We start from the raw sequence: 26,107 nt of genomic DNA, 5'->3' as shown, positions 1-26,107 counted from the left end.
GATGACCACAATCTTTGACGCACCGGAAGAGTTTGCGACGACCGCGCTTGCCGGGTTCAGTTCGATCTATGCGCGCAACGTCCGTCTCGTGAAGGGTGGCGTCGTCCGCTCGACCAAGGTTCCGAAGGGCAAGGTTGCGGTCGTCATTGGCGGCGGCTCCGGCCACTATCCGGCCTTTGCCGGTTACGTCGGTCCGGGCATGGCGGATGCGGCCGTTGCCGGCGATGTCTTTGCCTCGCCGTCGACCGCGGCTGTCGCCCGCGTCTGCCGGCAGGCCGAACAGGGCGGCGGCGTGCTGCTCGGCTTCGGCAACTATGCCGGCGACGTGCTCAATTTCGGCGTTGCCGCCGAGCGCTTGCGCGCCGAGGGCATCGACGTGCGCATCGTGCCGGTCACCGATGATGTCGCCAGCGCCTCGGCCGAGACTCCGGCCAAGCGCCGCGGCATTGCCGGCGATCTCGTCGTCTTCAAGATCGCCGGTGCTGCCGCCGAGGCAGGCCTGTCGCTTGACGAGGTCGAGCGTGTCACGCGCCTTGCCAATGACCGCACCGTGTCCTTCGGTGTCGCCTTTGGCGGCTGCACGCTTCCCGGCGCCAAGCAACCGCTCTTTTCCGTGCCGAAGGGGGAGATGGCCCTTGGTCTCGGCATTCACGGCGAGCCGGGCATCCGCGAAGAAAAGATCGTTTCAGCGAGCGAGTTCGCCAGGCTGCTGGTCGGCAAGCTGCTCATCGAGCGCCCGGCCGGTGTCCAAAAGGTTGCGCCGGTTCTGAACGGTCTCGGGTCGACCAAGTACGAAGAACTCTTCGTGCTTTGGGTCGCCATCGAAAGGGAATTGAAGGCAGCCGGCCTTGAGATCATCGACCCCGAATGCGGCGAATTCGTCACCAGCCTGGACATGCAGGGCTGCTCGCTGTCGCTGCTGTGGCTGAACGACGAGCTCGAAACCTATTGGCGTGCGCCTTGCGACGCACCGGTGCTGCGCAAGGGCACGATCATCGCTGCCGAACAGGCGACCGACGCGCTCACGGACGAAGATGGTCCGGCCGTATTTGCACCCGCATCAGATCCATCGAAGGCGAGCGGCAAGTGCATCGCGCGGCTGATCGGCGAAATCGCCGAAGCGCTGAGACAGGCCGAAGACGAACTCGGACGTATCGACGCCTTTGCCGGTGACGGTGACCATGGACAGGGCATGCGCCGCGGTTCGGCGGCGGCAAGGGACGCAGCATCGGCTGCGGTTGCGGCCGGCGCCGGTGCGGCCAGCGTGCTTGCAGTTTCAGGTGACGCCTGGGCCGATCGTGCCGGCGGGACCTCGGGCGCGATCTGGGGCCTGCTGTTGCGTGCCTGGAGCGGGGCTTTCAGTGATGAGACGGCGCCCACGGATGCTGCCATTGTCGAAGGCGCACGCCGAGCGCTCGACGGCGTGACCCGGCTTGGCCGGGCGCGTGTCGGCGACAAGACGCTCGTCGATGCGCTGGTGCCTTTTGTCGAAACACTCGAACGCGAATTTGCGGCCGGCAAGTCGCTGGTAGGGGCCTGGCAGGCCGGTGCCAAGGCGGCGACCGAAGCGGCCGAGGCGACGTCGAACCTCACGCCGAAGCTCGGCCGGGCGCGCCCGCTTGCCGAAAAGAGCATCGGCCACCCGGATGCAGGCGCGGTCTCGCTGGCATTGACAGCCCGCGTCGCCGCCGACGTTCTCGCCTCCGAAAGGGGTTGAGCTTCACACCATTGCGATCGGGCGGCGGCATCGTCACCCGTTCGCGAGATCGTTCCGGGTCGGAATTTGCCGGCTCACTGAACGGCCTCGGATCAACGCGTCCGTCGCGCGATTTGACCAAGGAGTGATCCCACGGCGCGTTGGCCGTGGCTTTTTCAACACAATCTCCCGTCATTGTTGGGGAAACCCCATCGATTTTCTCGGCTACCGAAAGCCTGCCACGGAATTGCCCGATGGCGGGCTATGGCTGGTCCTTCCTGCAGCGTGCGCTAAGTGCTCGAGTTCGTGTGCCGCCGGTTAAATGCCAATCATTTCTGACGTTTCGAGTAGGAGACAAGAATGAAAAAGAGTTTTGCCGTGAAGGTGTCCGCAGCGTCTCTGGTTCTCGCGAGCGCGATCGCTGCCAACGCTGCCGATCTCGCAAGGGCCCAGCCGCAGCCGGAGCCCGACACCAGCAACGGCGTCAAAATCGGTTATCTCGATTGCAACATCGCGGGCGGCGTCGGTTATGTGCTCGGTTCGGCCAAGCAAGTCGACTGCGTCTTCCGTTCGACGATGGGCGCTGAGGCGTCCGACCACTATTCCGGCGCCATCCGCAAGATGGGCGTCGATGTCGGATTCACGACGCAGAGCCGCCTGATCTGGGCCGTGTTCGCGCCGACCGCCGGCTACCACCGCGGCTCGCTCGGCGGCCTCTATCAGGGTGCTACGGCCGAAGCGACCGTTGGCGCCGGCATTGGTGCCAACATCCTCGTCGGCGGCACCTCTGGCGCGATCCATCTGCAGACCATCAGCGTGACCGGCCAGATCGGCCTCAATCTCGCCGCAACCGGCACGTCGATGACGCTGACAGCCGTCAACTAAGGTCGTTTGGTCGTCCCGTTGCACCTCCCACAACGGGGTTCCGCAAGACCGCATCAAACAACGAAGGCACCGCGCGCCCGGATGGCGTGCGGTGCCTTGGCATTTTGACCTGTTGCCATCAGCCGATTCGCGTTTAAGGAAGGCAGTCAGTAGCCCGTGTCGCCGCAACGGCGAACGTCGAGAGGTTGGATTGAACAAGAGCCTTTGCCTGGGCGTCGTTGCCCTTTGCCTTGCGTCTGTGCCACGGATCGCTTTTGCCGAATGGCAGGCGGTCGAGAAGGAGGCGCCCTACACCATCACCGGGCAGACCGGTGCTGAACTCTACGCCTCGATCGGCGAACGTGGGCCGAAGGCCGGGCTCGGTCGGGCGATCGCGCATACCAACTTCAAGTTGACCTGGACGCGCAAATACGAGGAACAGGGCGGCGCCTGCGTGCTGACGACGGCAAGGCCCAAGCTGATCATCACCTACACGTTGCCAAAGCCCGCCAAGCCGCTGCCTTCAGGCACGCGCGAGAACTGGGAGATCTTTATCGACGGCGTGCGCAAGCACGAGCTCGTGCATGGCGACTTCATCAAGGAGATGGTGCGCGCAATCGAGCAGGCGACCTTGGGGCTGACGATTCCCGATGACCCGAAGTGCCAGAAGATCCGCACCGAAATGACCAAGCGCCTTGGCGCGCTATCGCAAGAACAGCGCAAGCGCAGCCGCGACTTCGACCAAGTGGAACTGACCGATGGCGGCAATATCCACCAGTTGATCCTGAGGCTGGTGAACGGGCCATAAATCCGTTTGCTCATGCGAAGAAGACGCCGCTTCGCTAGCAGCGTCCCCAAACAGGCAATTGCTCAGCCGCTCAGGCGTAGCGCACCAAGAACTCTTCCGCCGTCAGCTCGCGGAAATCGTCGAGTGCGCGGCGCAGCCGCTGGTGATCCCAATCCCACCAGGAAAGCGCGTCCATCCGCTCGCCGATGCCCTCGTTGAAACGCGCGCGAATGAGTTTCGCCGGCACGCCGCCGACGATGGTGTAAGGCTCGACGTCCTTGGAAACGACGGCACCGGCGCCGATCACGGCGCCATTGCCGACATTGACGCCCGGGAGAATCGTCGCGCCGTGGCCGATCCAGACGTCGTGGCCGATCGTCACCCGGTTCGAACGCCGCCAGGCGAAGAGGTCGTGGTCGAGTTCCGTATCGTCCCAATAGTTGGGCGCGCGGTAGGTGAAGTGGTGCAGCGTCGCCCGCCAGGTCGGATGGTTGGTGGCGTTGATGCGCACGGCTGCCGCGATGTTGACGAACTTGCCGATCGTCGCGCACCAGATCGAGCCGTCCTGCATGATGTAGGAATAGTCGCCGAATTCGACCTCGTCGAGGCGCGAGCGCTCCTGCACCTCGGTGTAGTGGCCGAGCGTCGAATTGTTGACGCTCGCGGTTGGATGGATGAAGGGCTCAAGCCCAAGCTTCTGGCTCATGCGGCAGCCTTTCGTGGCGAGAAGGCCGATACGTCAAGGATGCGATCAGCAACGGCGTCGCGTACTTCTTCGTCATGGAATATGCCGATCAGTGCCGTACCCTTGGCCTTCTTTTCGGCGATCAGCTCGACGACGACAGATCGGTTCTTCGCGTCGAGTGAGGCCGTCGGTTCGTCGAGCAAAAGGATCTTGTGGTCGGTGATGAAGCCGCGGGCGATGTTAACGCGCTGCTGCTCGCCGCCGGAGAAGGTGGCCGGCGGCAGGCTCCAGAGTTCACGCGGCAGGTTGAGCTTGCTCAGGAGTTCGGCTGCCAGTGCGCGCGCTTCCTCGAGCGGGGTACCGCGGGCCTGCAGCGGTTCGGCGACGATGTCGAGCGCCGAGACGCGCGGAACGACACGCAGGAACTGGCTGACATAACCGAGCGTCGTGCGCCGCACTTCAAGCACCGTGCGCGGCTCGGCCGCCGCAAGGTTCACGAGCTTGCCGTCGTGATCCATCAGGATCTGGCCTTCGTCGACGCCGTAATTGCCGTAGAGCATTTTCAGGATCGAGCTCTTGCCGACACCGGACGGGCCGCCGAGGACGACGCATTCGCCCGCCTTCACCGAGAAGGAGACGTTGGCGACGACCGGCCGGCGGACGCCATCACGCAGATGCATGGTGAAGCTTTTTGCGACTTCGGAAACAACGAGAGGTGTTGCCATGGTTCTTACTTTCCTTTGCGCATGATCTTGGCCGAAGACCGGGGGTTGCGGTTCGGGATCATGCGTCACACCTGCAGGATCGAGGAGACGAGGAGCTGGGTGTAGGGCTCGCGCGGATCGTCAAGCACCCGGTCGGTCAGGCCCTGCTCGATGACGGCACCGTCCTTCATCACCATCATGCGGTGCGAGAGGAGGCGGGCGACGGCGAGGTCGTGGGTGACGATGATGGCGGCAAGGCCGAGGTCGTGCACCAGACCGCGCACCAGATCGAGCAGGCGTGCCTGCACCGAGACGTCGAGGCCCCCGGTCGGCTCGTCCATGAAGACGAGGCGGGGGGAGGTGACGAGGTTGCGGGCGATCTGCAGGCGCTGGCGCATGCCGCCCGAAAAGGCGCGCGGCTGGTCGTCGATGCGGTCGACGCCGATTTCCACCCGCTCCAGCCAGTCGCTGGCGGCGGCGCGGATGTTGCCGTAGTGGCGGTCGCCGACCGCCATCAGCCGCTCGCCGACATTGGCGCCGGCCGAGACTGTCATCCTCAGGCCATCGGCCGGGTTCTGGTGCACGAAGCCCCAGTCCGTGCGCATCAGGAAGCGGCGCTCGGCCTCGCCCATGCGGGCAAGGTCGCGATACTGGCCGTCGCGCATGTGATATTCGACGATGCCGGAGGTGGGCATCAGCCGGGTCGACAGGCACGAGAGCAACGTCGTCTTGCCGGAACCGGATTCGCCGACGATGGCGAGCACTTCGCCCGGATAGAGCTCGAAGGAGACGTTGCGGCAGCCGATGCGGCTTCCGTAGAACTTCGAGACGTCGTTCACTTTGAGAAGCGGAAGGGAACTCATTCTGCTGCCTCCTTTCGGGCAAGCATGTGACCTGCATGGCCGCAGGCGCGGCGGTCCTCGCAGTGGTCGGTGTCGGAGCAGACGAACATGCGCCCGCCCTTGTCATCGAGGATCACCTCGTCGAGATAGACGTCCTCGGCGCCGCAGAGCGCGCAGGGCTTGTCGAAGCTCTGGATCTCGAACGGATGGTCGTCGAAGTCGAGGCTGACGACATCGGTATAGGGTGGCACGGCATAGATGCGCTTTTCGCGGCCGGCGCCGAAGAGTTGCAGCGCTTCCGACATGTGCATCTTCGGATTGTCGAACTTCGGCGTCGGCGACGGGTCCATCACATAGCGCCCCTCGACCTTCACCGGATAGGCGTAGGTCGTGGCGATATGGCCGTTGCGGGCGATATCCTCGTAGAGCTTCACGTGCATCAGCCCGTATTCCTCGAGTGCGTGCATCTTGCGCGTCTCGGTCTCTCGCGGCTCGAGGAAGCGCAAGGGTTCGGGGATCGGCACCTGGTAGACGAGCGTCTGGCCCTCGGTGAGTTTTTCCTCCGGGATGCGGTGGCGTGTCTGGATGATCGTCGCGTCCTTCGTGCGAGTGGTGACGGCGACATTGGCGACCTTCTGGAAGAAGGCGCGGATCGAAACCGCATTGGTGGTGTCGTCGGCACCCTGGTCGATGACCTTCAGCACGTCTTCCGGTCCGAGGATCGAGGCGGTCACCTGAACGCCGCCGGTGCCCCAGCCATAGGGCATCGGCATTTCGCGCGACGCAAAAGGAACCTGGTAGCCGGGGATGGCGATCGCCTTGAGGATCGCGCGACGGATCATGCGCTTCGTCTGTTCGTCCAGATAGGCGAAATTATAGGTAGCAAGGTCGTTCATCGCCGATTACCCTTGAGTGTGTCGACCGCTGATGAGGCCAGGATTTGAGCGAGATTTTTGTCGGGGTGGTTGGGATCTTCGTCGTGTGTTCCGCAGTCGCCGGCCTGTTTGGCATTGCTCGCCGGCCACAGCGCGAGCCGGATGGCCGAGCGCGAAAGAATGATAGCGGGGGCGATGCCAGTGGCGTCTATGCCGATGACGGCGGCGATTGCGGTGGCGGGGACGGTGGCGGCGACTGAACCGCTGGAGAGAGCGTACCCGATCATTCGGCTGCCTCCCGCTGTTCCTTGGCCGTCTCGCCCGAATTCGCGGCGTCGTAGTCACGGCGTATGCGGCGGACGAGGTCGAGTTCAGCCTGGAAGTCGACATAGTGCGGCAGCTTCAGGTGCTCGACGAAGCCGGTTGCTTGCACGTTGTCGGCATGCGAGATGACGAATTCCTGATCCTGGGCGGGTGCGACGATATCCTCGTTGAACTCGTCGGTTCTAAGCGCCCGGTCGACCAGCGACATCGACATGGCCTTGCGTTCGCTCTGGCCGAAGACGAGGCCGTAACCGCGGGTAAACTGCGGCGGCTGCTTGGCCGAGCCCATGAACTGGTTGACCATCTGGCACTCGGTCACGCGGATCGTGCCGAGCGAGACGGCAAAGCCGAGTTCGGGCAGGTCGAGTTCCACTTCAACTTCGCCGATGCGCACTTCGCCGACGAAGGGATGGGTGCGGCCATAGCCGCGCTGGGTGGAGTAGGCGAGCGCCAAAAGGAAACCTTCGTCGCCGCGGGCGAGTGCCTGCAGGCGCAAGTCGCGCGCCATCGGAAACTCCATCGGCTCGCGCGTCAGGTCGCCCAGCACATGGCCCTCGGGCATCTGACCGTCGCCCTCGATCAGGCCTTCGCCGTCGAGAATGTCGGAGACCCGCATGACGTGTTCGCCGGGCTCCTTGGTGGCCGGTTCGGCGATGGCTTCGTCAGTAACCAGCGACGGGTCGAGCAGGCGATGGGTGTAATCGAACGTCGGGCCAAGAAGCTGCCCGCCGGGCAGGTCCTTGTAGGTCGCAGACACGCGGCGCTCGACCTTCATGTTGGCGGTGTCGACTGGCTCGGAATAGCCGAAGCGCGGCAACGTCGTGCGGTAGGCACGCAGGATGAAGATCGCCTCGATCATGTCGCCGCGCGCCTGGCGGACGGCAAGGGCTGCGAGCGCACGGTCATAGAGCGAGGCTTCCGCCATCACCCGGTCGACGGCAAGACCCAACTGCTCGACCACCTGGTCGATGGTGATGGAGGGGAGATTGCGGTCGCCGCGGCGGCGATCGGCGAGAAGGCGGTGGGCATTGGCAATGGCGGCTTCCCCGCCCTTGACGGCTACATACATGGCTCACGCCTCCTTCGGCGAAAGACGGGTGGTGCGCGGCAGGCAGACAAGCGCTTCACCTGCGGTCAGCACGAGATCGACGCCGCGCGGGAAAATCGCGCGGTTGGCGTTCCAGAACTCCAGGAACACATCCGGCAAGCCCTTTGGCGATAGCTCGATATCGGTCTTGATGCCGGGGCCCTTGGCAACGAGAGGTGCGCCGCCTGCGAGCGCTTCGATTTCGATGACGAGCGTGGTGGAGCGATCCGGATACTCCTGCGTGCCGAGCGCGAAATGATCGAAGCTCGGAATGGCGGCGCCCTTTTCAAAGACGGCAAAGCGGGCCTCGGTCTTGCTCGAGGTTACCGGTGCTCCGCTATGAAAGGCGATCCATTGCGGAACGGCGGATTTGGACAGCGCCGGCGTCAGCCACACGGGCGTATCGTGGTCGCAAAGCGTCAATGCCACGGCGCCGGCTGCGGCACACAAAGGAGCGGGTGGCACGCTCTTGGCGGAAAGCTGCTTGATCGTGCCTGGGCGGGCAAAGCCATCCATCAGATCGCGGAACACGGACTGGGCGGCAAAGACCGGATCGGCGAAAGCGCCGGCATAGATCTGCGATTGGCTGGCCATCAGTCGTCTCCTCGGACCATGGTGAAAAAGTCGACGCGGGTGGCGGCGGTCTCTTCGGCCTTGCGGCGCTCGTCCTGCGCGAGCCGCTCAGCGACGCGACCGAGCAGGGCATCGACGCCAGCCTTGTCGCCACCGCGCTGGGAAAGCGCATCGAAGATGGCCGCGAAACGGGCGCGCTCCTTGTCGGTTCCGAGCAACTGTCCGTGGCCGATCTCGCCGGTCGAAAGGCGGACGGTTGCGCGCGACACCGTCGCCTCGCCGAGATTGAAGGGATCGCCGCCGCCGCCGATGCGGCCGCGCACCATCACGAGGCCGGTTTCGGGTCCACGGACCGGGTGAACCTCAGGCCGGTCTGCGAGCGCTTCCCAGGCGTCCTTGAGTTCGGCAAGCGTTGCCTGGGCGAGCAACCGCATGGCTTCCTTGCGCGCCGGGTCTGGCGAACTTTCCTGCTTCACTTTCGCGTCCATCATTTTCACCTCAAATGTCTATTGATCTAGACAACTATACATCTTATACTTTTTCATATCGTCGGCAAATGACAGGCTTGTGACATGCCAATGCGAAAAGACACGGCCATGCGAAAAGTGGTGGAGCGCCAGACCGGCGTCGCGCTCTGGCGGCAGATCGCCGACCGGATCCGATTGGCGATCAGCAACGGCGACTACGATCAGACCGGCATGGTGCCGCCCGAAACGGCGCTCGCCACGGAATTCGGCGTCAACCGTCACACTGTCAGAAGCGCACTTGCAGCACTTGCCGAAGAGGGGCTGGTACGCGCCGTACAAGGGCGCGGCACGATGATCGAGCGCAAGGAGAGGGTTAGCTACCCGATTTCGAAGCGCACCCGCTTTTCGCAAGGGCTTGGTCATCAGGTAAAGGAGATCGGCACGAAACTGCTCGGTCACGCCGAATTGCCGGCTGCGGGCGAGGTGGCAACGGCACTGGGGATCAAACCCGGCGATCCGGTGGTTGAACTGAGAACCGTCAGCAGCGGCGATGGGCGCCCGCTCTCGGTGTCGTCGAGCTACTATCCGGCGCATCGCTTTCCGCGCATGGCCGAAGAATTCGAAAGCCTGCATTCCGTCACCAAGGCCTTCGCCGCTCACGGCCTCGACGATTATGTGCGCGTCTCGACCGAAATCGTTGCTCGCCATGCCGATGCCGAGGAACTCTCGATGCTGACGCTCTCACCCGGCGCTATCGTGCTCGAAACCCAGTCCCTCAATGCTGATCTCGACGGCAAGCCGGTGGAGTACTCGCGCAGCCGTTTCGCAGCGGATAGAATGAAGTTGAAAATCGAGACGTAAGGCAGCTTGGCAGGCGCGGCGACGCACCAGTGAGCAGTCTGTCGCCAGGACCCTTCGTCCTATCGGGAAATAAGGCAGACGCCGCATTTCCGACGCGTTTTTGCCGCATGACCGAAGCCCGCATCAGGAACCGCGCATTGGGAATTCTCTAACGGGAGAATGGTAATGGCGACGTGGCGACCCGATCCTTCCTTCTATCCATCACCACGCATGGCAGCCAAGGCACCAAAGGAAACGCTCGCCTATGTGGCTGCGTTCGATCCGGACCGAAAGCGAGCGGATGCGATCGCAGTCGTGGACGTCGATCCGGCGTCGCCAACCTATTCGCAGATCGTTGGCCAGGTCGATATGCCGAATGTCGGCGACGAGCTGCATCATTTCGGCTGGAACGCCTGCTCCTCCTGCCTTTGCCCCAATGCGCCGCACCCGCATGTCGAGCGTCGCTACTTGATTGTGCCGGGCCTGCGGTCTTCCCGCCTGCACATCATCGACACCAGGCCGGACCCGCGCAATCCGAAGATCGTGCGCGTGATCGAGCCCTCGGAAGTTGCCGAGAAGGCGAACTATTCGCGATTGCACACCACCCATTGCGGGCCTGAGGGGATTTACGTTAACGCGCTCGCCGATCGCGACGGCAAGGCGCCCGGCGGGATTTTCCTGCTCGATCACCAGAGCTTCGACGTGCTCGGCCAATGGGAAATGGATCGGGGACCGCAGAAGCTCGCCTATGATTTCTGGTGGCATCTCGGCCATGACACGATGATCACCAGCGAGTGGGGCACGCCCGATACCTTCGAGAACGGGCTCGTTCCCGAAGTGTTGCTCGGTTCGAAATACGGCCGCCGCTTGCACTTCTGGGACCTGCACAAGCGCAAGCATCTGCAAGAGATCGATTTCGGCGAGGAACACCAGCTCGTCTTCGAACTGCGCCCGGCCCATGATCCGACCAAGGCCTATGGTTTCGTCGGCTGCGTCATCAGCCTCAAGGACCTCTCGGCGTCGATCTGGACCTGGTATCGCGACGGCGACCGATGGGCCGTGAAGAAGGTGATCGAGATTCCGGCAGAACCGGCCGATCCGGATCTGTTGCCGCCGGTGCTGAAAGGTTTCAGCGCGGTCGCGCCGCTCGTCACCGACATCGACCTGTCGATGGACGACCGCTTCCTCTACGTGTCCTGCTGGGGCACCGGCGACATGATCCAGTACGATGTCTCCGACCCCTTCGCGCCGAAGGAGACGGGGCGCGTGCGGATCGGCGGCATCGTTTCGCGTGCGAGCCATCCGAAGGCCAAGAACAGAGCGCTGAATGGCGGGCCGCAGATGGTGGAAGTCAGCCGCGACGGCAAACGGGTCTATTTCACAAATTCGCTCTATGGCGCCATCGATCCGCAGTTCTACCCTGATGGTATCGACGGATGGATGGTCAAGCTGGATGTTGCCGATGGTGGCGGGATCGCCTTCGACGAGAGGTTTTTCGTCGACTGGCCGAAGGGCCACCGGCCGCATCAGGTTCGCCTCGAGGGCGGCGATTGCTCGTCCGATTCCTATTGTTATCCGTAAGGGAGGAGCGGCCGTGCGGTCCTGTCAGCGCCAATGACAGCGTTATGGCCATGGCTTTCGCTCGCCGGCCTCGGTGCGTTTCACGGCGTCAATCCGGCGATGGGCTGGCTGTTTGCTGTGGCGCTCGGTCTTCATCGCCAGAACCGCAAGGTCGTCTGGCTGTCCATCGTTCCCATTGCGCTTGGCCACGCACTGTCGGTTGCAGCCGTACTGGCGGCGGCCGTCGCATTCGGCACGGTCCTCGATCCAAGTGCCTTCCGGTTGGCCGCAGCCGTGTTCATTCTGGGTGTGGCCGTCTACACCGCCTTCTATGGACACCGCCACCGCTTTCGAATTGGTATGCGAACCGGCCTGGCCGGCCTGGGCCTATGGTCCTTTTTGACGGCGACCAGCCATGGGGCAGGCCTGATGCTGCTGCCGGCTGTTCTCAGCCTCTGTCTTGCGGAGCACGCTGGCGATCTGGCGATGGCGAATTCATTGCCGGTCTCGCTGGCCGCCATTGCCGTTCATAGCGGTGCAATGCTTATCGTGACCGCCGCACTGTCACTTGCCGTCTTCACCTGGTTTGACCTTGCACTGCTGCGCTCGGCATGGATCAACTTCGATCGCCTCTGGACGCTGGCGCTCGGTGCGACCGGTATCGCCCTACTCGTTCAGTGACTTGCCGACGCCATTGCTGCGGACCGGGTCACCAACTTTGCGCATCGAGTTTCGCGCGCTGAACCCGCGGCCATTCACTTGAGGACATCGCGGCCCAAGTGCAGGCGACGATGCCGAAAATGGCAGGGAGGCTGACCGCCGGGAAGTCACGGACAATCACCGACGCCGAGCAGATACCCACAACGACTTCCCAATAGTGGAAGCAGGCGTGGGCGATGAGCCACAGCGTTGCTGCCGTCCATAGTTCCAGGCGGCGCTCCGTCTTGAACATGCCGACCAGAAAAGCGATGGCGACGAAGCCCTGTATGATCCCGATGTCGCGTATGAAGTGCTGGTTGTACATCCCGGTATCGGTGACACCCGGCACGAAATAGTACCATCCCTCAGGATCATAGAGCATGTGGAGGCAGAGCCAGGTCGCAAGCACCACATTGAAGGCAACCATGCCAAGCGCAAGGTATCGAAACGTTTGCATGTGAAGATTCTCCGCGGGTCGTTCTTTTGATCTATCATCGACCCGCGGCATTTTCGTCCTGACCATAGGTATAGCTTGGCGATCGCACCGCCGGCGAAAACCCTAGCGTGATCCGGTACGTCCCGTTCAATTGCCCTTGCCCTGTGCCTTGACGTAGCTGATGTATCCACGAACATCTGCAGCAGGCTCGGCATAGGCGGCGCCAAGTGTTCGCTCCATATTGGCCGTATAGGCCTTGGCCCAGTCCGGCAGGACATAGTCGATCGCTGCGAGGAACTCGAGCGTTGCGGCAAACCTGATGTCGGCAATGGAGGGTTTGGCACCGCCGATAAACGGCTTGTCGCCAATGTAGAACGCATGGAAGACCTCGAGCGGTTCGGCGAGTGCCGCCACTGCCGCCTGTCGTGCGGTTTCCTTCGTCGCGGCGTCGGCGTCGCTGCAGCCAACTTCACCCGCATAGAGCGGAAAGTTCAGCGCCGGATAGGTCGCCCGCGCGAGATAGGGATAAAGGGTCCCGATCAGATAGAACATGGCGCTGTCGATCATCGCGCGCGCTTCGGGATCCCTGGGGTAAAATTCGTCGAGTCCGTGCTTGTTGCAGAGATACTGCATGATCGCGCAACTCTCCCACAGCGCTCCCTTGGGCAGGTCCTCAGTCTCGATCATCGGAGTCAAATGGGACGGGGCTCGTGCCAGATACTCCGGTGTCCGCGTCTGGCCGTAGACATCGGTCTCGCTGAAATCGAGTTTGGCCGCCCTCAGGAAGACGCGGGCCGTCATGTTGTTGACGCTGGGCTTGATCACATTGAGCTTGATTGCCGACATCACACTTCTCCCTGTTCGATTGCGGTCCGGCGGGTCGCCAGCCGAACCAGCTTTGCACGTTGCGGCTGCGGGCAGCGCTACCTTGCACCGTAAGGGTCCTTCGGCCCTCGATCGGCTGACAGTGTTGGCCTTGTGCGCTCGATCAATGCCTCGATCGCGTCGGCCAGATGCGCCTCGGCGATGTTGTAGTCGCCACGCGCAACACGGACCTTGTGCGCTTCCATCAGCACCTCTGCGTGGGTGTGGCCCGCCGGCGGCTCGAAGCGATAGGATGCAAGCTCGACCAGAAGGCCGAGCGGATCCTCGAAATAGATTGAGTCCATGAAGCCACGATCCTTGACGCCGCTATGCTGGATATTGCGCTCGTCGAGGCGCGCGACTGCCTGGGCAAAGGTCGCGCGGGAAACGGCAAAGGCCAGATGGTGCACGCAACCGATATCGGTTGCCGTTCGCTCGGGATCGGGCTTGCGGTTCTCGTCGGTAAAGACGGTGATCAGTCGCCCGTCGCCCGGGTCGAAGTAGAGATGGCTTTCGCTTGCCCGGTCGAGGTTCGGCTGCTCGAAGATGAAGGGCATGCCGAGCAGCCCCTCCCAGAAATCGATCGATGTCTGCCGGCCGGCGCCGACGAGCGTTATGTGATGGACCCCTTGCGACTGCAATTTTCGCATCAACGGCCTCCCCAGGATGAAGCGGAGGATGTCCGATGAAACGGTACGTGGTTTCCCTTCCGCTTTCGTCCGATTGTCCTCTGTCGCCGGCAGAAGGCAAGCGCCAATCAAGGGGTGAGGAAGGGCGGGGTGGCTGCGATCGATGTCGGCTGGCGCACCGGTGCACAGGTTTACGTGCGTCGGGCCTTGACTGCGTTTCTAGGGTTGTTTTTCATTGGAGGCGCAATCAATGCATGTGTTTGACCGCGTCAGCCGTGGCGGTGCGGTGATCAGGGAGTGGAAGCGTGAGGTTCCGACTGCATAAGACGCGCAGCGCTGTAGGTGCGGCCGGCATTGTCGGCCTGTTGTTTTTTGCACTTGCGGAAACCGCATGGGCGGGTGGCGATGCCTTTGCCGGACAGTGGCAGCAGCTGACCTCCACGGCCGGGCGTTGCGACACATGTTACATCGGCATCGTCAGGCACGGCGAGGTGCTGACTGTTACCAGCAACAACGGCTGGCAGGCGGTGGTGAATGTTGAGACCTTCGAGGACCTGCAGCTTGCCGCGGGCAAGGGAAAGTGGAATCCAACCGTTTCCCCGCCCTATGGGGGCAAGAGTTTCGGCGTCCAATTCGTTCGCCGCGGCGGGCAATTGCAGATGTTCATGGTGGTGCCGCAGGATGACGGGGCGCCCTTGTCCATCCGTGCGACGTTTCAGAATCAGCGCTTTCCCTCCGACAAGCACCAGCTGCCGACAACCGAGCTGCACCGCATCTGAGGCGTTTCGCGTCGCCGCGGCCTCGACACGAGTGTTTTGATTCCCGGGAAAATGGCAAACGCGCGGTGGCGGGCGAAGATGACCCGCCACCTTTGCGCACATCAGATATTGCGGCGCTTGCCTTCGATCAGGTCGAGCACGGCGCGGGCCGCGTCGAGCACGTTGGTGCCGGGGCCGAAGACGGCGGAGACGCCGTTCTCCATCAGGTAATCGTAGTCCTGGCGCGGGATGACGCCGCCGCAAATGACGATGACATCCTCGCCGCCGCGCTGCTTCAAGGCTTCCGCAAGCTGCGGCATCAGCGTCTTGTGGCCGGCGGCAAGCGAGGACACGCCGATGACGTTGACCTTGTTGGCAAGCGCCATGTCGGCTGCCTCGTCCGGCGTCTGGAACAGTGGCCCGGCAAGCACATCGAAGCCGATATCGCCGAAGGCGGATGCGATCACCTTGGCGCCGCGGTCGTGGCCGTCCTGCCCGAGCTTGGCGACCATGATCTTCGGTTTGCGGCCGAGCTTCGCTGACACCTCGTCGAGGCGCCCCGAGAGCACTTCGAGTTCGGGCTCGCCTTCATAGGCCTTGCCATAGATCTTGCTGACGACCTTGGGCGTTGCGGCATGATCGCCGAAGGCGCCACGCATGGCATCGGAGATTTCACCGACGGTCGCGCGCGCCCGCGCCGCTTCGACAGCAGCGGCCAGAAGGTTGCCTTCGCCTGTCGAGGCGACCTTCGAAAGGGTATCAAGGGTCTTCTTGACCTCGGCGCTGTCGCGCCGCCGTTTGGTCTCCTCGATCCGGCGGATCTGTGCCGCACGCACCGCACTGTTGTCGATCTCCAGGATGTCGATCGGCTCCTCGTTGTCGAGCCGGTACTTGTTGACGCCGACGATGATCTCCTCGCCTTTGTCCACGGCGGCCTGGCGACGGGTTGCCGCTTCCTCGATCAGTCGCTTCGGCAGGCCGGCATTGACGGCGCGGGTCATGCCGCCCATCGCCTCGACCTCCTCGATCAGCAGCCAGGCCTTGTCAGCGAGTTCGTTGGTCAGGCTCTCGACGTAGTAGGATCCCGCGAGCGGATCGACCACCTTGGTCACGCCCGTCTCGTGCTGCAGGATCAATTGCGTGTTGCGGGCGATGCGGGCGGAAAATTCCGTCGGCAGCGCGATCGCCTCGTCGAAGGAATTGGTGTGCAGCGACTGCGTGCCGCCAAGCGCCGCCGACATCGCCTCGAATGCGGTGCGGATGATGTTGTTGTAGGGATCCTGTTCCTGCAACGAGACGCCTGACGTCTGGCAATGGGTGCGCAGCATCAGCGAGGACGGCTTCTTCGGCTCGAACTCCTGCATGATGCGGGTCCAGAGCAGCCGCGCGGCGCGAAGCTTCGCCGCTTCCATGAAGAAGTTCATGCCGATCGCAAAGAAGAAGGACAGGCGCCCGGCGAACTCGTCGACGTTCAGCCCCTTGGCAAGGGCAGCCCGCACATATTCGCGCCCGTCGGCAAGCGTGAAGGCGAGCTCCTGCACCAGCGTCGCGCCGGCCTCCTGCATGTGATAGCCGGAAATCGAGATCGAATTGAACTTCGGCATCTCTCTCGCCGTATACTCGATGATATCGGCGACGATGCGCATCGAGGGTTCGGGCGGGTAGATGTAGGTGTTGCGGACCATGAACTCCTTGAGGATGTCGTTCTGGATGGTGCCTGACAGCTTGTCGCGCGAAACGCCCTGTTCCTCGCCGGCGACGATGAAGGAGGCCAGGATCGGGATGACCGCGCCGTTCATGGTCATCGACACCGACATTTCCTCAAGCGGAATGCCGTCGAAGAGGATCTTCATGTCCTCGACCGAGTCGATCGCCACGCCCGCCTTGCCGACATCGCCCTCGACGCGCGGATGGTCGCTGTCGTAGCCGCGATGGGTGGCCAGATCGAAGGCGACGGAAAGGCCCTTCTGGCCGGCTGCCAGGTTCTTCCGGTAGAACGCGTTGGAGGCTTCGGCCGTCGAGAAGCCGGCATATTGCCGGATCGTCCAGGGCCGACCGGCATACATGGTGGCGCGGGGACCGCGCACGAAGGGCGCGAAGCCGGGCAGCGAAGAGAGGTGGTCGATGCCGCCGAGATCGTCCGCGGTGTAAAGCGGCTTGACGGCAATGCCCTCGGGGGTCTGCCAGGTCAGGCTTTCGGGTGCTGCCTTGAGCTCGCGCTCGGCGAGCGTTTCCCAGTCCTTGATGGTTTTCTCGGTCATCGGCGTGCTCCGCATTCTGATTGTCTGAACGAGCCCCTCATCCCCCTGCCGGGACCTTCTCCCCGTCACAACGGGGAGAAGGGGAAATCGGCACTCTCTGCGCTCGATTTCCCTCTCCCCGCTCGCGGGGAGAGGGCTGGGGTGAGGGGCAAAGCCTGTATGCTTCGCCGGCAATTGCTATTCGAATTCCATGATCAGTTCGTCGACGGCAAGGCTGGCGCCGGCGGCAACCGCCACGCGCTTCACCGTGGCCTTCTTCTCGGCACGCAGGATGTTTTCCATCTTCATCGCCTCGACGACGGCAAGCGCCTGTCCGGCTTCCACCGTATCGCCCGCCTTGACCGTGACCGAGGTGATGACGCCCGGCATCGGGCAAAGCAGCATGCGCGAGGTGTCCGGCGGCAGCTTTTTCGGCATCAGTCGTGCCAGCTCCGCGACGCGCGGGCTCCTCACATGCGCAATCACATCGATGCCGCGCCAGCGCAGCCGGATGGCAGTGCCGACCAGGTCGACTTTGACGCTCAAGGGCTCATTGTCGATGTTGAAGGTGGCAAGCGTGCGGCCGGGCGCCCAGTCGCCGGCGATGGTGACGGAGGCGCCGTCGGCAAAGCGCACATAGGCGCCGTCTGCAGAGGCGGCGGCAGTCACCGCGAACTCGTGGTCGCCGAGGCTTGCCACCCAGTCATGGCCGATGACGCGGCGGTGATTGCCGATCGTTCCGGAAATCTGGCTCGCGCGCTCCTGCAGCGCCTGGTTCACCGTCACGGCGACGGCGGCAAGCTTGCGCAGGGATCGTTCGTCGGCGGTAACACCATGGAAGCCATCAACGAATTCGTCGGCGATATAGGCGGTCGTCAGTCGGCCATCGCGAAAACGCTGCTGCTGCATGACAGCCGAAAGGAACGGCAGGTTATGGCCGATGCCCTCGACCTCGAACTGGTCGAGTGCCTCGGCCATGGCATCGACAGCAGCCTTGCGGTCCGGCCCCCAGGTGCAGAGCTTGGCGATCATCGGGTCGTAATACATCGAGATCTCGCCGCCCTCGAAGACGCCGGTATCGTTGCGCGTCACCGTGCCGTCATCGCGTCTGCCTTCGACCGGCGGGCGATAGCGTGTCAGCCGGCCGATCGACGGCAGGAAGTTGCGATAGGGGTCTTCGGCATATAGCCGGCTTTCGAGCGCCCAGCCATTAAGCTTCACGTCACCTTGCCCGAAGGCGAGCTGTTCGCCGCTAGCGACCCGGATCATCTGCTCGACGAGGTCGAGCCCGGTGATGAGCTCGGTCACCGGATGCTCCACCTGAAGACGGGTGTTCATCTCGAGGAAGTAGAAATTGCGCTTGCCGTCGACGATGAATTCGACGGTGCCAGCCGAATGGTAGCCGACGGCCTTGGCGAGCGCGACCGCCTGCTCACCCATGGCTTTGCGGGTCTCGGCGTCGAGGAAGGGCGAAGGCGCCTCCTCGATGACCTTCTGGTTGCGGCGCTGGATCGAGCATTCCCGCTCGCCGAGATAGAGCGTATTGCCGTGCTTGTCGCCAAGCACCTGGATCTCGATATGGCGCGGCTCGGTCACGAATTTTTCGATGAAGATGCGGTCGTCGCCGAAGGAATTTTTCGCCTCGTTCTTCGATGACTGGAAGCCTTCGCGCGCCTCCTGGTCGTTCCAGGCGATGCGCATGCCCTTGCCGCCGCCGCCGGCCGATGCCTTGATCATCACGGGATAGCCGATCGAGGCGGCGATCTTGACGGCTTCGTCGGCATCCTCGATCAGGCCCATATGGCCCGGAACCGTGGAAACGCCGGCTTCGGCGGCGAGCTTCTTCGAGGTGATCTTGTCGCCCATCGCCTGGATGGCTCCAACAGGTGGGCCGATGAAGGCTACGCCCTCCTTCCCGAGCGCTTCGGCAAAGGCGGCGTTTTCCGAGAGGAAGCCATACCCCGGATGAACGGCATCGGCGCCGGTCCTGCGGATCGCATCGATGATCTTGTCGATGACGATATAGGACTGAGCCGACGGCGAGGGACCGATATGCACGGCCTCATCCGCCATGCGCACATGCATCGCGTCACGGTCGGCGTCGGAATAGACCGCGACCGTTGCAATGCCCAGTTTCTTTGCGGTCTTGATGACGCGGCAGGCGATTTCACCACGGTTGGCGATGAGGATTTTCTTGAACATTTGTTTCTCTTTCAAGTCCCTGGCAAATCCTGGGGCGAGCGTCAGCGTTTGAACTTGCGGCGGTAGGGCAGAAGCGCGATCGAGGAGGCTGCGGCAGCACCACCGAAAAGCAGCGCGAAGGGCACGACGACCATGAGCGTGGCGAGCACCGGACTCGTCGAGCGGACGATATGGGTGCCGACCGCGCCGATGTTGAGCCAGATCAGCGCAGCCGCGGTGATAGCCCCGATAACCATGCCGATCAGCGCATTGCCCGCCATGTAGCGCAGCATCTCCCAATGATCGCGGCGGGCCGCTTCCGGTGTCGTGATGCGCTCCGGCTCTCGCGCCATCGTCGCCTCCATCACAGCGGGATCGTGTCGTGCTTGCGCCAGCGCAGGTCGACCTGCTTGTTGCGCAGCGATGCGAAGGCGCGCGCGATGCGGCGACGTGACGAATGCGGCATGATCACCTCGTCGATGAAACCACGCTCAGCCGCCACGAATGGATTGGCAAAGCGCTCCTCGTATTCCTTCGTACGCGCCGCGATCTTCTCGGCATCGCCGAGTTCGGAGCGGTAGAGGATTTCGGTGGCGCCCTTGGCGCCCATCACGGCGATCTCGGCGGTCGGCCAGGCATAGTTGACGTCGGCGCCGATGTGTTTCGAGGCCATGACGTCATAGGCGCCGCCATAGGCCTTGCGGGTGATCAGCGTCACCATTGGTACGGTCGCCTGGCTGTAGGCGAAGAGCAGCTTGGCGCCGTGCTTGATGACGCCGCCATATTCCTGGGCGGTGCCGGGCAGGAAGCCCGGTACGTCGACCAGCGTCAGGATCGGGATCGAGAAGGCATCGCAGAAGCGTACGAAACGCGCGGCCTTGCGCGAGCTGTCGATGTCCAGGCAGCCGGCAAGCACCATCGGCTGGTTGGCGACGACGCCGACCGTTTGGCCTTCCATGCGGATGAAGCCGGTGATGATGTTGCGGGCAAAGCTCTGCTGCAGCTCGAAGAAGTCCCCCTCATCGGCAAGCGCCAGGATCAGCTCCTTCATGTCGTAGGGCTTGGTGGCGCTGTCGGGGATCAGGCTGTCGAGCCGCATTTCGAGCCGCGACGGATCGTCGTGGAACGGGCGGACCGGCGGCTTCTCGCGGTTGTTGAGCGGCAGGAAATCGAAAAGCACCCGGGTCGCCTCCAGCGCTTCGATGTCGTTTTCGAAAGCACCGTCGGCAACTGAAGACTTCGATGTGTGCGTGCGGGCGCCGCCGAGTTCTTCGGCCGTGACGATCTCGTTTGTCACTGTCTTTACGACGTCAGGGCCGGTCACGAACATGTAGGAACTATCACGGACCATGAAGATGAAGTCGGTCATCGCCGGCGAGTAGACCGCACCTCCGGCGCAAGGGCCCATGATCACGGAGATCTGGGGAATGACGCCGGAAGCCTCGGCATTGCGGCGGAAGACCTCGGCGTAGCCGGCAAGCGAAGCCACGCCTTCCTGGATGCGGGCGCCGCCACTGTCGTTAAGTCCGATAACCGGCGCGCCGTTGCGCACGGCCATATCCATGATCTTGCAGATCTTCTGGGCATGGGTTTCCGACAGCGACCCGCCGAGCACGGTGAAGTCCTGGGAAAACACGTAGACCTGGCGGCCGTTGATCGTGCCCCAGCCGGTCACCACGCCATCGCCGGCGACCTTTTGGCTCTCCATGCCGAAATCGACGCAGCGGTGCGTGACATACATGTCGTATTCTTCGAAGGAGCCTTCATCGAGCAAGACCTCGATGCGTTCGCGCGCCGTCAGCTTGCCCTTGCCGTGCTGCGCGTCGATGCGCCGCTGGCCGCCGCCGGCGCGTGCTTCCGCCCGGCGGGCCTCGACCTGTTCTAGTATGGCGCGCATGGTGCCCTCCCGATTTCTTCGCTGCCGTCTTTTTCAACAATAGTGCAGAGGCGCTTCGAGCTTCGCAATAGCGTCGAAGCAGGCATGGAAAAACGTCCCTTCATGTGCAAATGTGAAATAGAGAAATTTGTGAAACGTAAATTGCAAAGTTGCAAATATGGCGATCGGCAAGCTCTATATCGGCCGCAAGGTCAGGGAATTGCGGGAAGTGAACAAGGCAACGCAGGGTCAGTTTGCCGAGCGCATCGGCATCTCCACCAGCTATCTCAACCAGATCGAGAACAACCAGCGGCCGGTCTCTGCCGCCGTGCTTCTGGCGCTTGCCGAAAAATTCCAGATCGATATCGCCGAACTTTCGACCGGGGAGGGCGATCGGCTGCTTTCCGCTCTTTCCGAGGCGCTTAGCGACCCGCTGTTCGAGACCTATTCGGCGAGCCTGCAGGAACTGAAGCTCGTCGCCCAGAACGCCCCGGGGCTGGCGCATGCGCTGATCACCTGCCACCAGGCCTATCGCCGCAACAGCGAGCAGTTGGCGAGCATCGACGACACGATCGGCCGCGGCGGGCCTTTCGTCGAAACGACTCCCTATGAGGAAGTGCGCGACTTCTTCCATTTCGTCGACAACTACATCCATGAGATCGATCTGCTCGCCGAGCGGCTGGCCGGCGAACTCGGGCTCGGCGAGGGCGACAATCACGCAGCACTTGCAAGCTTTCTGGAGCAGCGCCACGGGGTGCGGGTCGTGCGCGGCAATGCGGGTGACGAGGCGATCCGGCGCTTCGATCCGCGTGCCCGCATCCTGACGCTGAACCCTTATGCGCCGGCGGCGACGCGCGACTTCCAGATCGCCCTGCAGATCGCCCAGCTTCATGCCCGTGAGGAGATCGATCGCGTGGCCGGCAGCGCCGGTTTCCGCACGGAGGAGGCCTATGAGATCTGTCGGATCGGATTGCAGAATTATTTCGCCGGGGCGCTGATCCTGCCCTATCAGGTTTTTCTCAGGGCAGCCCGCGACCTGAGGCACGATATCGAGCTGCTTGCCGCCCGTTTTGGCGCCTCGCTGGAACAGGTCTGCCACCGCCTCTCGACGCTGCAACGGCCGGGGCAGAAGGGCATCCCGATTTTCTTTGCCCGCATCGACCGTGCCGGCAACATCACCAAGCGCCACAGTGCTGCGAAGTTGCAATTCGCTCGCTTCGGTGCCGCCTGTCCGCTTTGGAACGTACACCAGGCCTTCGAGACGCCCGGCCGAATCATTCGGCAACTGGCGGAGACGCCCGACGGTGTGCGCTATCTCTGTCTCGCCACCCAGATCACCAAGGGCGGCGGCGGTTTTCGCGCCGCGCAACCCCGCTACGCGCTGGCGCTGGGGTGCGAGATCTCCTACGCCGATGCATTCGTCTATGCCGACGACATGGACCTCGGCAACCGCACGGCGTTTGATCCGATCGGCATTTCCTGTCGCATCTGCGAGCGCACGAAATGCGCCAGCCGTGCCGTGCCGCCATTGAAGCGTCGCCTGATCGTGGACCATGACTTACGCGGCGCTCTGCCGTATCGTCTAAGCGAGAGTTGATTGCGAACGTCTGTTCATTTTTGAACAGAACCTGTGAGAAGTTGCATCTGTCCCCGCACGACGTTTGGTGTAACTAGCCCACATCATTCAAGTATGCGGTCAGGGAGGACGTGCATATGGATTTTCGCCTGTCGGAGGAGCAGGAGGCCATTCGTCAGATGGCGCTCGATTTCGCCCGCGACGAGATCGCCCCCCATGCAATCGACTGGGATCAGCAGAAGCATTTTCCGGTCGACACCCTGCGCGGTGCCGCAGCCCTCGGCATGGCCGGCATCTACGTGCGTGACGATGTTGGTGGCACGGGCCTGACCCGGCTCGATGCTGCCATCATCATCGAGGCGCTAGCGACCGGTTGCCCAGCCGTCGCCTCCTTCGTTTCGATCCACAACATGTGCGCTGGCATGATCGACCGCTACGGTACGGACGAGCAGCGCCAGCGGCTGTTGCCGAAGCTTTTGACGATGGAGGTGCTGGCAAGCTACTGCCTGACGGAGCCCGGCTCCGGCTCGGATGCGGCGGCATTGAAGACCAAGGCGGTGAAGGACGGCGGCGATTACGTGCTCACCGGCCAGAAGCAGTTCATCTCCGGTGCCGGTGAATCCGGCCTCTACGTGATCATGGCACGCACCGGCGAGGACGGCCCCAAGGGCATTTCAACCTTCGTCGTCGAGAAGGATGCTCCTGGCCTGACCTTCGGCGCCAACGAGAAGAAGATGGGCTGGCATGTGCAGCCGACCCGCGCTGTCATGCTCGACGGCGTGCGTGTATCGGCCGACAACCGCATCGGCGCGGAAGGCGACGGTTTCAAGATCGCCATGGGCGGGCTTGATGGCGGCCGGTTGAACATCGCCGCGGCGTCCCTCGGCGGTGCCCAGTCCGCTTTCGAAAGGGCACTCGCCTACGTTCAGGAGCGCCGGGCCTTCGGCAAGGCGATCGGCGAATTCCAGGCGCTGCAGTTTCGCCTCGCCGACATGGCGACCGACCTCGAAATCGCCCGCACCTTCCTCTGGCGCGCCGCCTCGGCGCTCGATGCTGGCGATCCGGAAGCAACCAAGCTCTGCGCCATGGCCAAGCGCTTCGTCACCGACCGTTGCTTTGCCGTTGCCAACGACGCGCTGCAGCTTCATGGCGGATACGGCTATCTCGCCGACTATGGCGTCGAGAAGGTTGTCAGGGACCTGCGGGTGCACCAGATCCTCGAGGGCACCAACGAGATCATGCGCCTGATCGTTGCGCGCTCGCTCATCGGTCGCAAATAGGCTGGAAGTAGAAAGGACCGTTCATGGAAATGCAGACGCCCGCGCCTGAAGTCATCGTCGAACGGCAGGGGACGATCGGCCGCATAAGGCTGAACCGGACACGCGCGCTCAACAGCCTGAATGTCCCGATGATCCGGCTGATTGCCGAAGCGCTGACCACATTCGAAGACGATCCGGCCGTCGCTGCCGTGCTGGTGACGGGCGAGGGCGAGCGCGGCCTTTGCGCCGGCGGCGATATCCGCATGATCTACGAGAGCGGTCGCGAGCGACCGGAGGAGGGGGCTCAGTTCTGGCGCGAGGAGTTTGTTGTCAACAGCCGCATCTCCGGCTATCGCAAGCCCTATATCGCCATCATGGATGGTATCGTCATGGGTGGCGGCGTCGGGATATCCGCCCACGGTAGCCACCGTATCGTCACCGAGCGTACCCGGCTTGCCATGCCCGAGACCGGCATCGGCTATTTCCCCGATGTCGGCGCCACCTGGCTGCTGCCCAATGCCCCCGGCGAATTCGGCACCTATCTCGGGCTGACCGGCCGCGATATCACTGCCGCCGATGCGATCCATGCGCGGCTTGCCGACAGTTTCGTTGCTTCGGACAAGCTTGACACGCTCATGGCGGGTCTGGCCGCGCTGTCGTCCTCGGCAGGGCGCAGCGATATCGATGCGGTGATTTCGAAATTCGCGACCGAGGCTCCGGCCACGCCGCTGCAGCACCACCTGGACCTGATCGATCGCTGCTTCGTCTTCGATACCATTGAAGAGATACTCGCGGCGCTCGAGGCCGATGGCTCCGACTTCGCCCTTGAGACGCTGGCGCTTTTGAACTCTCGCTCCGCTCTCAGCATGAAGCTGACGCTTGACCTCCTGCGCGCCGGCCGAAGCAGCGCGTCACTGAATGAATGCCTCGAACGGGAGTATTCGGCGACGCTCGGCATGCTTTCCAATGCCGACTTCTACGAGGGCGTGCGCGCGGCCGTAATCGACAAGGATCGCAATCCGCAATGGTCGGTGGCGCTTGCCGATGTGACGCCCGCCATGCTCGGGCGTTTCGCCAGGAAGGATCATCCGCCGTTGTTCTAGCGCCTGAGGATGGTGCGCTTTTCGATACGGCTTCCAGTTTTCATGCGAGGAGGAATGACATGACGAAGATCGCCTTTATCGGGCTCGGCAACATGGGCGGGCCGATGGCCGCCAATCTGGTAAAGGCGGGCCATGCGGTCACCGGCTTCGACCTGTCGGAGGCCTCGCGCAACGCTGCGGCAAAGACCGGGGTCTCCGTCGCCGGCTCCATCGCCCATGCCGTTCGCGGTGCCGAATGCGTCATCACCATGCTGCCAGCTGGCGCCCATGTGCTTTACGTGTGGGATGAGCTTCTCGGTTTCGTCGATCCCGGCACGCTCCTGATCGACAGTTCGACGATCGACGTCGACAGCGCCCGCAAGGCGCATGCCCTTGCCGAAAAGATCGGTTGCCCGTCGCTCGATGCACCGGTGTCCGGCGGGACTGGGGGCGCTTCCGCCGGCACGCTTACCTTCATGGTCGGCGGCGCCGACGAGGCCTTTGCCCGCGGCAAACCCTTGCTCGATGCCATGGGCAAGAAGATCGTGCACTGCGGCGGAACCGGCTCCGGCCAGGCGGCGAAGATCTGCAACAACATGATCCTCGGCATCTCCATGGCAGGCGTTTGCGAAGCCTTCGTGCTCGCCGAACGGCTCGGCCTGTCGCACCAGGCGCTGTTCGACGTTGCCTCCACTTCGTCGGGTCAATGCTGGTCGTTGACGAGCTACTGCCCGGTACCTGGACCCGTTGCGACGTCGCCTGCCAACAACGACTACAAGCCGGGCTTCGCAGCGAGCCTCATGTTGAAGGACCTGAAGCTGTCGCAGCAGGCGGCAAGCACCAGCGGCGCGGCGACGCCGATGGGCGCGCAGGCCGCACAACTCTACTCGCTGTTCGAAAAGCTCGGCCATGGTGGCGAGGACTTCTCAGGCCTGATCCGTCTCCTGCGTGGCAACGAGGAGACGAAAGCCGGCTAAGGGGGCGCAGCGGTGACCGCCGGGGAGGCCATTTCGGTCGGAAAACGGCGGTCCACTGCTGTGGATAGAAAATACTGTTAAAAATCAATTATTTACAAAATTTCCTCCGAGGAGGAGATTTTGCCTGTTGACGGTTTCGAGGTCGGTCCTCTATAAGCCCGATCACTGACGAGGGCGGCGGCGCTGCTGGCGACGACGACCTTCGCTCTAGAGTTTCCTGGTTGGC

Annotated in this window: 26 protein-coding genes; 11 read left to right on the top strand and 15 right to left on the bottom strand. The window is 63.1% G+C overall.

Going from position 1 to position 26,107, the window contains the following annotated elements:
- Position 1: 1 nt before the first annotated feature.
- From MKZ91_RS22770 to MKZ91_RS22760, 3 genes are all read left to right on the top strand, one after another.
- Positions 2 to 1,717, top strand: coding sequence for a dihydroxyacetone kinase family protein (locus tag MKZ91_RS22770; RefSeq protein WP_336173324.1), 1,716 nt, complete (start codon positions 2 to 4; stop codon positions 1,715 to 1,717).
- A 339-nt stretch (positions 1,718 to 2,056) separates the two neighbouring features.
- On the top strand, positions 2,057 to 2,581 hold the full coding sequence (locus MKZ91_RS22765) for a DUF992 domain-containing protein (RefSeq protein ID WP_336173323.1): 525 nt from the start codon (positions 2,057 to 2,059) through the stop codon (positions 2,579 to 2,581).
- Between the two features lie 190 nt (positions 2,582 to 2,771).
- The gene (locus tag MKZ91_RS22760; RefSeq protein WP_336173322.1) at positions 2,772 to 3,368 is read left to right on the top strand and encodes a DUF922 domain-containing Zn-dependent protease; all 597 of its coding nucleotides are present in this window, start codon (positions 2,772 to 2,774) and stop codon (positions 3,366 to 3,368) included.
- 70 nt (positions 3,369 to 3,438) lie between these two features.
- Here MKZ91_RS22760 and MKZ91_RS22755 read toward each other — a convergent pair whose 3' ends face one another.
- The 8 genes from MKZ91_RS22755 to phnG form a co-directional block, all read right to left on the bottom strand.
- A complete protein-coding gene (locus MKZ91_RS22755) occupies positions 3,439 to 4,053 on the bottom strand; it encodes a DapH/DapD/GlmU-related protein (protein WP_336173321.1) in 615 nt (204 codons plus the stop codon).
- Positions 4,050 to 4,757 carry a phosphonate C-P lyase system protein PhnL gene (gene phnL, locus MKZ91_RS22750; protein WP_336173320.1) on the bottom strand — a complete coding sequence of 236 codons (708 nt, stop codon included), beginning with the start codon at positions 4,755 to 4,757 and terminating at the stop codon, positions 4,050 to 4,052. The genes MKZ91_RS22755 and phnL overlap by 4 nt, the downstream gene beginning before the upstream one ends.
- Before the next feature lie 65 nt (positions 4,758 to 4,822).
- Positions 4,823 to 5,599 carry a phosphonate C-P lyase system protein PhnK gene (phnK, locus tag MKZ91_RS22745; RefSeq protein WP_336173319.1) on the bottom strand — a complete coding sequence of 259 codons (777 nt, stop codon included), beginning with the start codon at positions 5,597 to 5,599 and terminating at the stop codon, positions 4,823 to 4,825.
- A complete protein-coding gene (locus MKZ91_RS22740; protein ID WP_336173318.1) occupies positions 5,596 to 6,474 on the bottom strand; it encodes an alpha-D-ribose 1-methylphosphonate 5-phosphate C-P-lyase PhnJ in 879 nt (292 codons plus the stop codon). The genes phnK and MKZ91_RS22740 overlap by 4 nt, the downstream gene beginning before the upstream one ends.
- Complete coding sequence (locus MKZ91_RS22735) at positions 6,471 to 6,740, bottom strand: hypothetical protein (protein WP_336173317.1); 270 nt, start codon at positions 6,738 to 6,740, stop codon at positions 6,471 to 6,473. The genes MKZ91_RS22740 and MKZ91_RS22735 overlap by 4 nt, the downstream gene beginning before the upstream one ends.
- Positions 6,737 to 7,846, bottom strand: a complete 1,110-nt coding sequence (locus MKZ91_RS22730; protein WP_336173316.1) for a carbon-phosphorus lyase complex subunit PhnI — start codon at positions 7,844 to 7,846, stop codon at positions 6,737 to 6,739. Before MKZ91_RS22730 ends, MKZ91_RS22735 begins: the two co-directional genes overlap by 4 nt.
- A gap of 3 nt (positions 7,847 to 7,849) precedes the next feature.
- Positions 7,850 to 8,458: a phosphonate C-P lyase system protein PhnH gene (gene phnH, locus MKZ91_RS22725; protein ID WP_336173315.1), complete on the bottom strand. Its 609-nt coding sequence runs from the start codon at positions 8,456 to 8,458 to the stop codon at positions 7,850 to 7,852.
- The gene (gene phnG, locus MKZ91_RS22720; protein ID WP_336173314.1) at positions 8,458 to 8,925 is read right to left on the bottom strand and encodes a phosphonate C-P lyase system protein PhnG; all 468 of its coding nucleotides are present in this window, start codon (positions 8,923 to 8,925) and stop codon (positions 8,458 to 8,460) included. The genes phnH and phnG overlap by 1 nt, the downstream gene beginning before the upstream one ends.
- 108 nt (positions 8,926 to 9,033) lie before the next feature.
- Here phnG and phnF point away from each other — a divergent pair, with 108 nt between their 5' ends.
- The 3 genes from phnF (at position 9,034) to MKZ91_RS22705 (ending at position 11,985) form a co-directional block, all read left to right on the top strand.
- Positions 9,034 to 9,765, top strand: coding sequence for a phosphonate metabolism transcriptional regulator PhnF (gene phnF / locus MKZ91_RS22715; protein WP_336173313.1), 732 nt, complete (start codon positions 9,034 to 9,036; stop codon positions 9,763 to 9,765).
- 165 nt (positions 9,766 to 9,930) lie between these two features.
- Positions 9,931 to 11,325: a selenium-binding family protein gene (locus MKZ91_RS22710; RefSeq protein ID WP_336173312.1), complete on the top strand. Its 1,395-nt coding sequence runs from the start codon at positions 9,931 to 9,933 to the stop codon at positions 11,323 to 11,325.
- Between the two features lie 33 nt (positions 11,326 to 11,358).
- The gene (locus tag MKZ91_RS22705; RefSeq protein WP_336173311.1) at positions 11,359 to 11,985 is read left to right on the top strand and encodes a hypothetical protein; all 627 of its coding nucleotides are present in this window, start codon (positions 11,359 to 11,361) and stop codon (positions 11,983 to 11,985) included.
- A 28-nt stretch (positions 11,986 to 12,013) separates the two neighbouring features.
- On the opposite strand, the gene MKZ91_RS22700 is transcribed toward MKZ91_RS22705, so the two are convergent.
- The 3 genes from MKZ91_RS22700 to MKZ91_RS22690 all read right to left on the bottom strand — a co-directional run bounded on the left by MKZ91_RS22700 (position 12,014) and on the right by MKZ91_RS22690 (position 13,953).
- A complete protein-coding gene (locus MKZ91_RS22700) occupies positions 12,014 to 12,460 on the bottom strand; it encodes a hypothetical protein (RefSeq protein WP_336173310.1) in 447 nt (148 codons plus the stop codon).
- Positions 12,461 to 12,586: 126 nt separating this feature from the next.
- Entirely contained in the window at positions 12,587 to 13,285 is a 699-nt protein-coding gene (locus tag MKZ91_RS22695) for a glutathione S-transferase family protein (protein WP_336173308.1), read from the bottom strand.
- 77 nt (positions 13,286 to 13,362) lie between these two features.
- Complete coding sequence (locus MKZ91_RS22690; protein ID WP_336173307.1) at positions 13,363 to 13,953, bottom strand: VOC family protein; 591 nt, start codon at positions 13,951 to 13,953, stop codon at positions 13,363 to 13,365.
- Between the two features lie 284 nt (positions 13,954 to 14,237).
- Between MKZ91_RS22690 and MKZ91_RS22685 the strand changes: the two genes are divergently transcribed.
- Positions 14,238 to 14,711: a hypothetical protein gene (locus MKZ91_RS22685; RefSeq protein ID WP_336173305.1), complete on the top strand. Its 474-nt coding sequence runs from the start codon at positions 14,238 to 14,240 to the stop codon at positions 14,709 to 14,711.
- Positions 14,712 to 14,812: 101 nt separating this feature from the next.
- Here MKZ91_RS22685 and scpA read toward each other — a convergent pair whose 3' ends face one another.
- The 4 genes from scpA to MKZ91_RS22665 all read right to left on the bottom strand — a co-directional run bounded on the left by scpA (position 14,813) and on the right by MKZ91_RS22665 (position 21,008).
- Complete coding sequence (gene scpA, locus MKZ91_RS22680) at positions 14,813 to 16,951, bottom strand: methylmalonyl-CoA mutase (RefSeq protein WP_336173303.1); 2,139 nt, start codon at positions 16,949 to 16,951, stop codon at positions 14,813 to 14,815.
- 177 nt (positions 16,952 to 17,128) lie between these two features.
- Entirely contained in the window at positions 17,129 to 19,132 is a 2,004-nt protein-coding gene (locus MKZ91_RS22675; protein ID WP_336173301.1) for an acetyl/propionyl/methylcrotonyl-CoA carboxylase subunit alpha, read from the bottom strand.
- Between the two features lie 41 nt (positions 19,133 to 19,173).
- Positions 19,174 to 19,464, bottom strand: a complete 291-nt coding sequence (locus MKZ91_RS22670; protein ID WP_336173299.1) for a hypothetical protein — start codon at positions 19,462 to 19,464, stop codon at positions 19,174 to 19,176.
- Between the two features lie 11 nt (positions 19,465 to 19,475).
- Positions 19,476 to 21,008: an acyl-CoA carboxylase subunit beta gene (locus tag MKZ91_RS22665; protein WP_336173298.1), complete on the bottom strand. Its 1,533-nt coding sequence runs from the start codon at positions 21,006 to 21,008 to the stop codon at positions 19,476 to 19,478.
- Between the two features lie 157 nt (positions 21,009 to 21,165).
- Here MKZ91_RS22665 and MKZ91_RS22660 point away from each other — a divergent pair, with 157 nt between their 5' ends.
- The 4 genes from MKZ91_RS22660 to mmsB all read left to right on the top strand — a co-directional run bounded on the left by MKZ91_RS22660 (position 21,166) and on the right by mmsB (position 25,881).
- Positions 21,166 to 22,584 carry a helix-turn-helix domain-containing protein gene (locus MKZ91_RS22660; protein WP_336173297.1) on the top strand — a complete coding sequence of 473 codons (1,419 nt, stop codon included), beginning with the start codon at positions 21,166 to 21,168 and terminating at the stop codon, positions 22,582 to 22,584.
- 116 nt (positions 22,585 to 22,700) lie between these two features.
- A complete protein-coding gene (locus MKZ91_RS22655) occupies positions 22,701 to 23,843 on the top strand; it encodes an isobutyryl-CoA dehydrogenase (protein ID WP_336173295.1) in 1,143 nt (380 codons plus the stop codon).
- A gap of 23 nt (positions 23,844 to 23,866) precedes the next feature.
- A complete protein-coding gene (locus MKZ91_RS22650) occupies positions 23,867 to 24,925 on the top strand; it encodes an enoyl-CoA hydratase/isomerase family protein (RefSeq protein ID WP_336173293.1) in 1,059 nt (352 codons plus the stop codon).
- Between the two features lie 59 nt (positions 24,926 to 24,984).
- On the top strand, positions 24,985 to 25,881 hold the full coding sequence (mmsB, locus tag MKZ91_RS22645) for a 3-hydroxyisobutyrate dehydrogenase (protein ID WP_336173292.1): 897 nt from the start codon (positions 24,985 to 24,987) through the stop codon (positions 25,879 to 25,881).
- The last annotated feature ends 226 nt before the right edge of the window (positions 25,882 to 26,107 follow it).

Origin of the sequence: Ensifer sp. MJa1 (assembly GCF_037026475.1) — a bacterium.
Taxonomy (GTDB): Bacteria; Pseudomonadota; Alphaproteobacteria; order Rhizobiales; family Rhizobiaceae; genus Ensifer.
Note: the sequence above shows the minus strand (reverse complement) of the source record. Positions and strands in the feature narration are given on the sequence as shown.

Coding starts and splice junctions, on each gene's coding strand:
- MKZ91_RS22770 (WP_336173324.1), top strand. CDS start 2: ATGACCACAATCTTTGACGCACCGGAAGAGTTTGCGACGACCGCGCTT.
- MKZ91_RS22765 (WP_336173323.1), top strand. CDS start 2,057: ATGAAAAAGAGTTTTGCCGTGAAGGTGTCCGCAGCGTCTCTGGTTCTC.
- MKZ91_RS22755 (WP_336173321.1), bottom strand. CDS start 4,053: ATGAGCCAGAAGCTTGGGCTTGAGCCCTTCATCCATCCAACCGCGAGC.
- phnL (WP_336173320.1), bottom strand. CDS start 4,757: ATGGCAACACCTCTCGTTGTTTCCGAAGTCGCAAAAAGCTTCACCATG.
- phnK (WP_336173319.1), bottom strand. CDS start 5,599: ATGAGTTCCCTTCCGCTTCTCAAAGTGAACGACGTCTCGAAGTTCTAC.
- MKZ91_RS22740 (WP_336173318.1), bottom strand. CDS start 6,474: ATGAACGACCTTGCTACCTATAATTTCGCCTATCTGGACGAACAGACG.
- MKZ91_RS22735 (WP_336173317.1), bottom strand. CDS start 6,740: ATGATCGGGTACGCTCTCTCCAGCGGTTCAGTCGCCGCCACCGTCCCC.
- MKZ91_RS22730 (WP_336173316.1), bottom strand. CDS start 7,846: ATGTATGTAGCCGTCAAGGGCGGGGAAGCCGCCATTGCCAATGCCCAC.
- phnH (WP_336173315.1), bottom strand. CDS start 8,458: ATGGCCAGCCAATCGCAGATCTATGCCGGCGCTTTCGCCGATCCGGTC.
- phnG (WP_336173314.1), bottom strand. CDS start 8,925: ATGGACGCGAAAGTGAAGCAGGAAAGTTCGCCAGACCCGGCGCGCAAG.
- phnF (WP_336173313.1), top strand. CDS start 9,034: ATGCGAAAAGTGGTGGAGCGCCAGACCGGCGTCGCGCTCTGGCGGCAG.
- MKZ91_RS22710 (WP_336173312.1), top strand. CDS start 9,931: ATGGCGACGTGGCGACCCGATCCTTCCTTCTATCCATCACCACGCATG.
- MKZ91_RS22705 (WP_336173311.1), top strand. CDS start 11,359: ATGACAGCGTTATGGCCATGGCTTTCGCTCGCCGGCCTCGGTGCGTTT.
- MKZ91_RS22700 (WP_336173310.1), bottom strand. CDS start 12,460: ATGCAAACGTTTCGATACCTTGCGCTTGGCATGGTTGCCTTCAATGTG.
- MKZ91_RS22695 (WP_336173308.1), bottom strand. CDS start 13,285: ATGTCGGCAATCAAGCTCAATGTGATCAAGCCCAGCGTCAACAACATG.
- MKZ91_RS22690 (WP_336173307.1), bottom strand. CDS start 13,953: ATGCGAAAATTGCAGTCGCAAGGGGTCCATCACATAACGCTCGTCGGC.
- scpA (WP_336173303.1), bottom strand. CDS start 16,951: ATGACCGAGAAAACCATCAAGGACTGGGAAACGCTCGCCGAGCGCGAG.
- MKZ91_RS22675 (WP_336173301.1), bottom strand. CDS start 19,132: ATGTTCAAGAAAATCCTCATCGCCAACCGTGGTGAAATCGCCTGCCGC.
- MKZ91_RS22670 (WP_336173299.1), bottom strand. CDS start 19,464: ATGGCGCGAGAGCCGGAGCGCATCACGACACCGGAAGCGGCCCGCCGC.
- MKZ91_RS22665 (WP_336173298.1), bottom strand. CDS start 21,008: ATGCGCGCCATACTAGAACAGGTCGAGGCCCGCCGGGCGGAAGCACGC.
- MKZ91_RS22660 (WP_336173297.1), top strand. CDS start 21,166: ATGGCGATCGGCAAGCTCTATATCGGCCGCAAGGTCAGGGAATTGCGG.
- MKZ91_RS22655 (WP_336173295.1), top strand. CDS start 22,701: ATGGATTTTCGCCTGTCGGAGGAGCAGGAGGCCATTCGTCAGATGGCG.
- MKZ91_RS22650 (WP_336173293.1), top strand. CDS start 23,867: ATGGAAATGCAGACGCCCGCGCCTGAAGTCATCGTCGAACGGCAGGGG.
- mmsB (WP_336173292.1), top strand. CDS start 24,985: ATGACGAAGATCGCCTTTATCGGGCTCGGCAACATGGGCGGGCCGATG.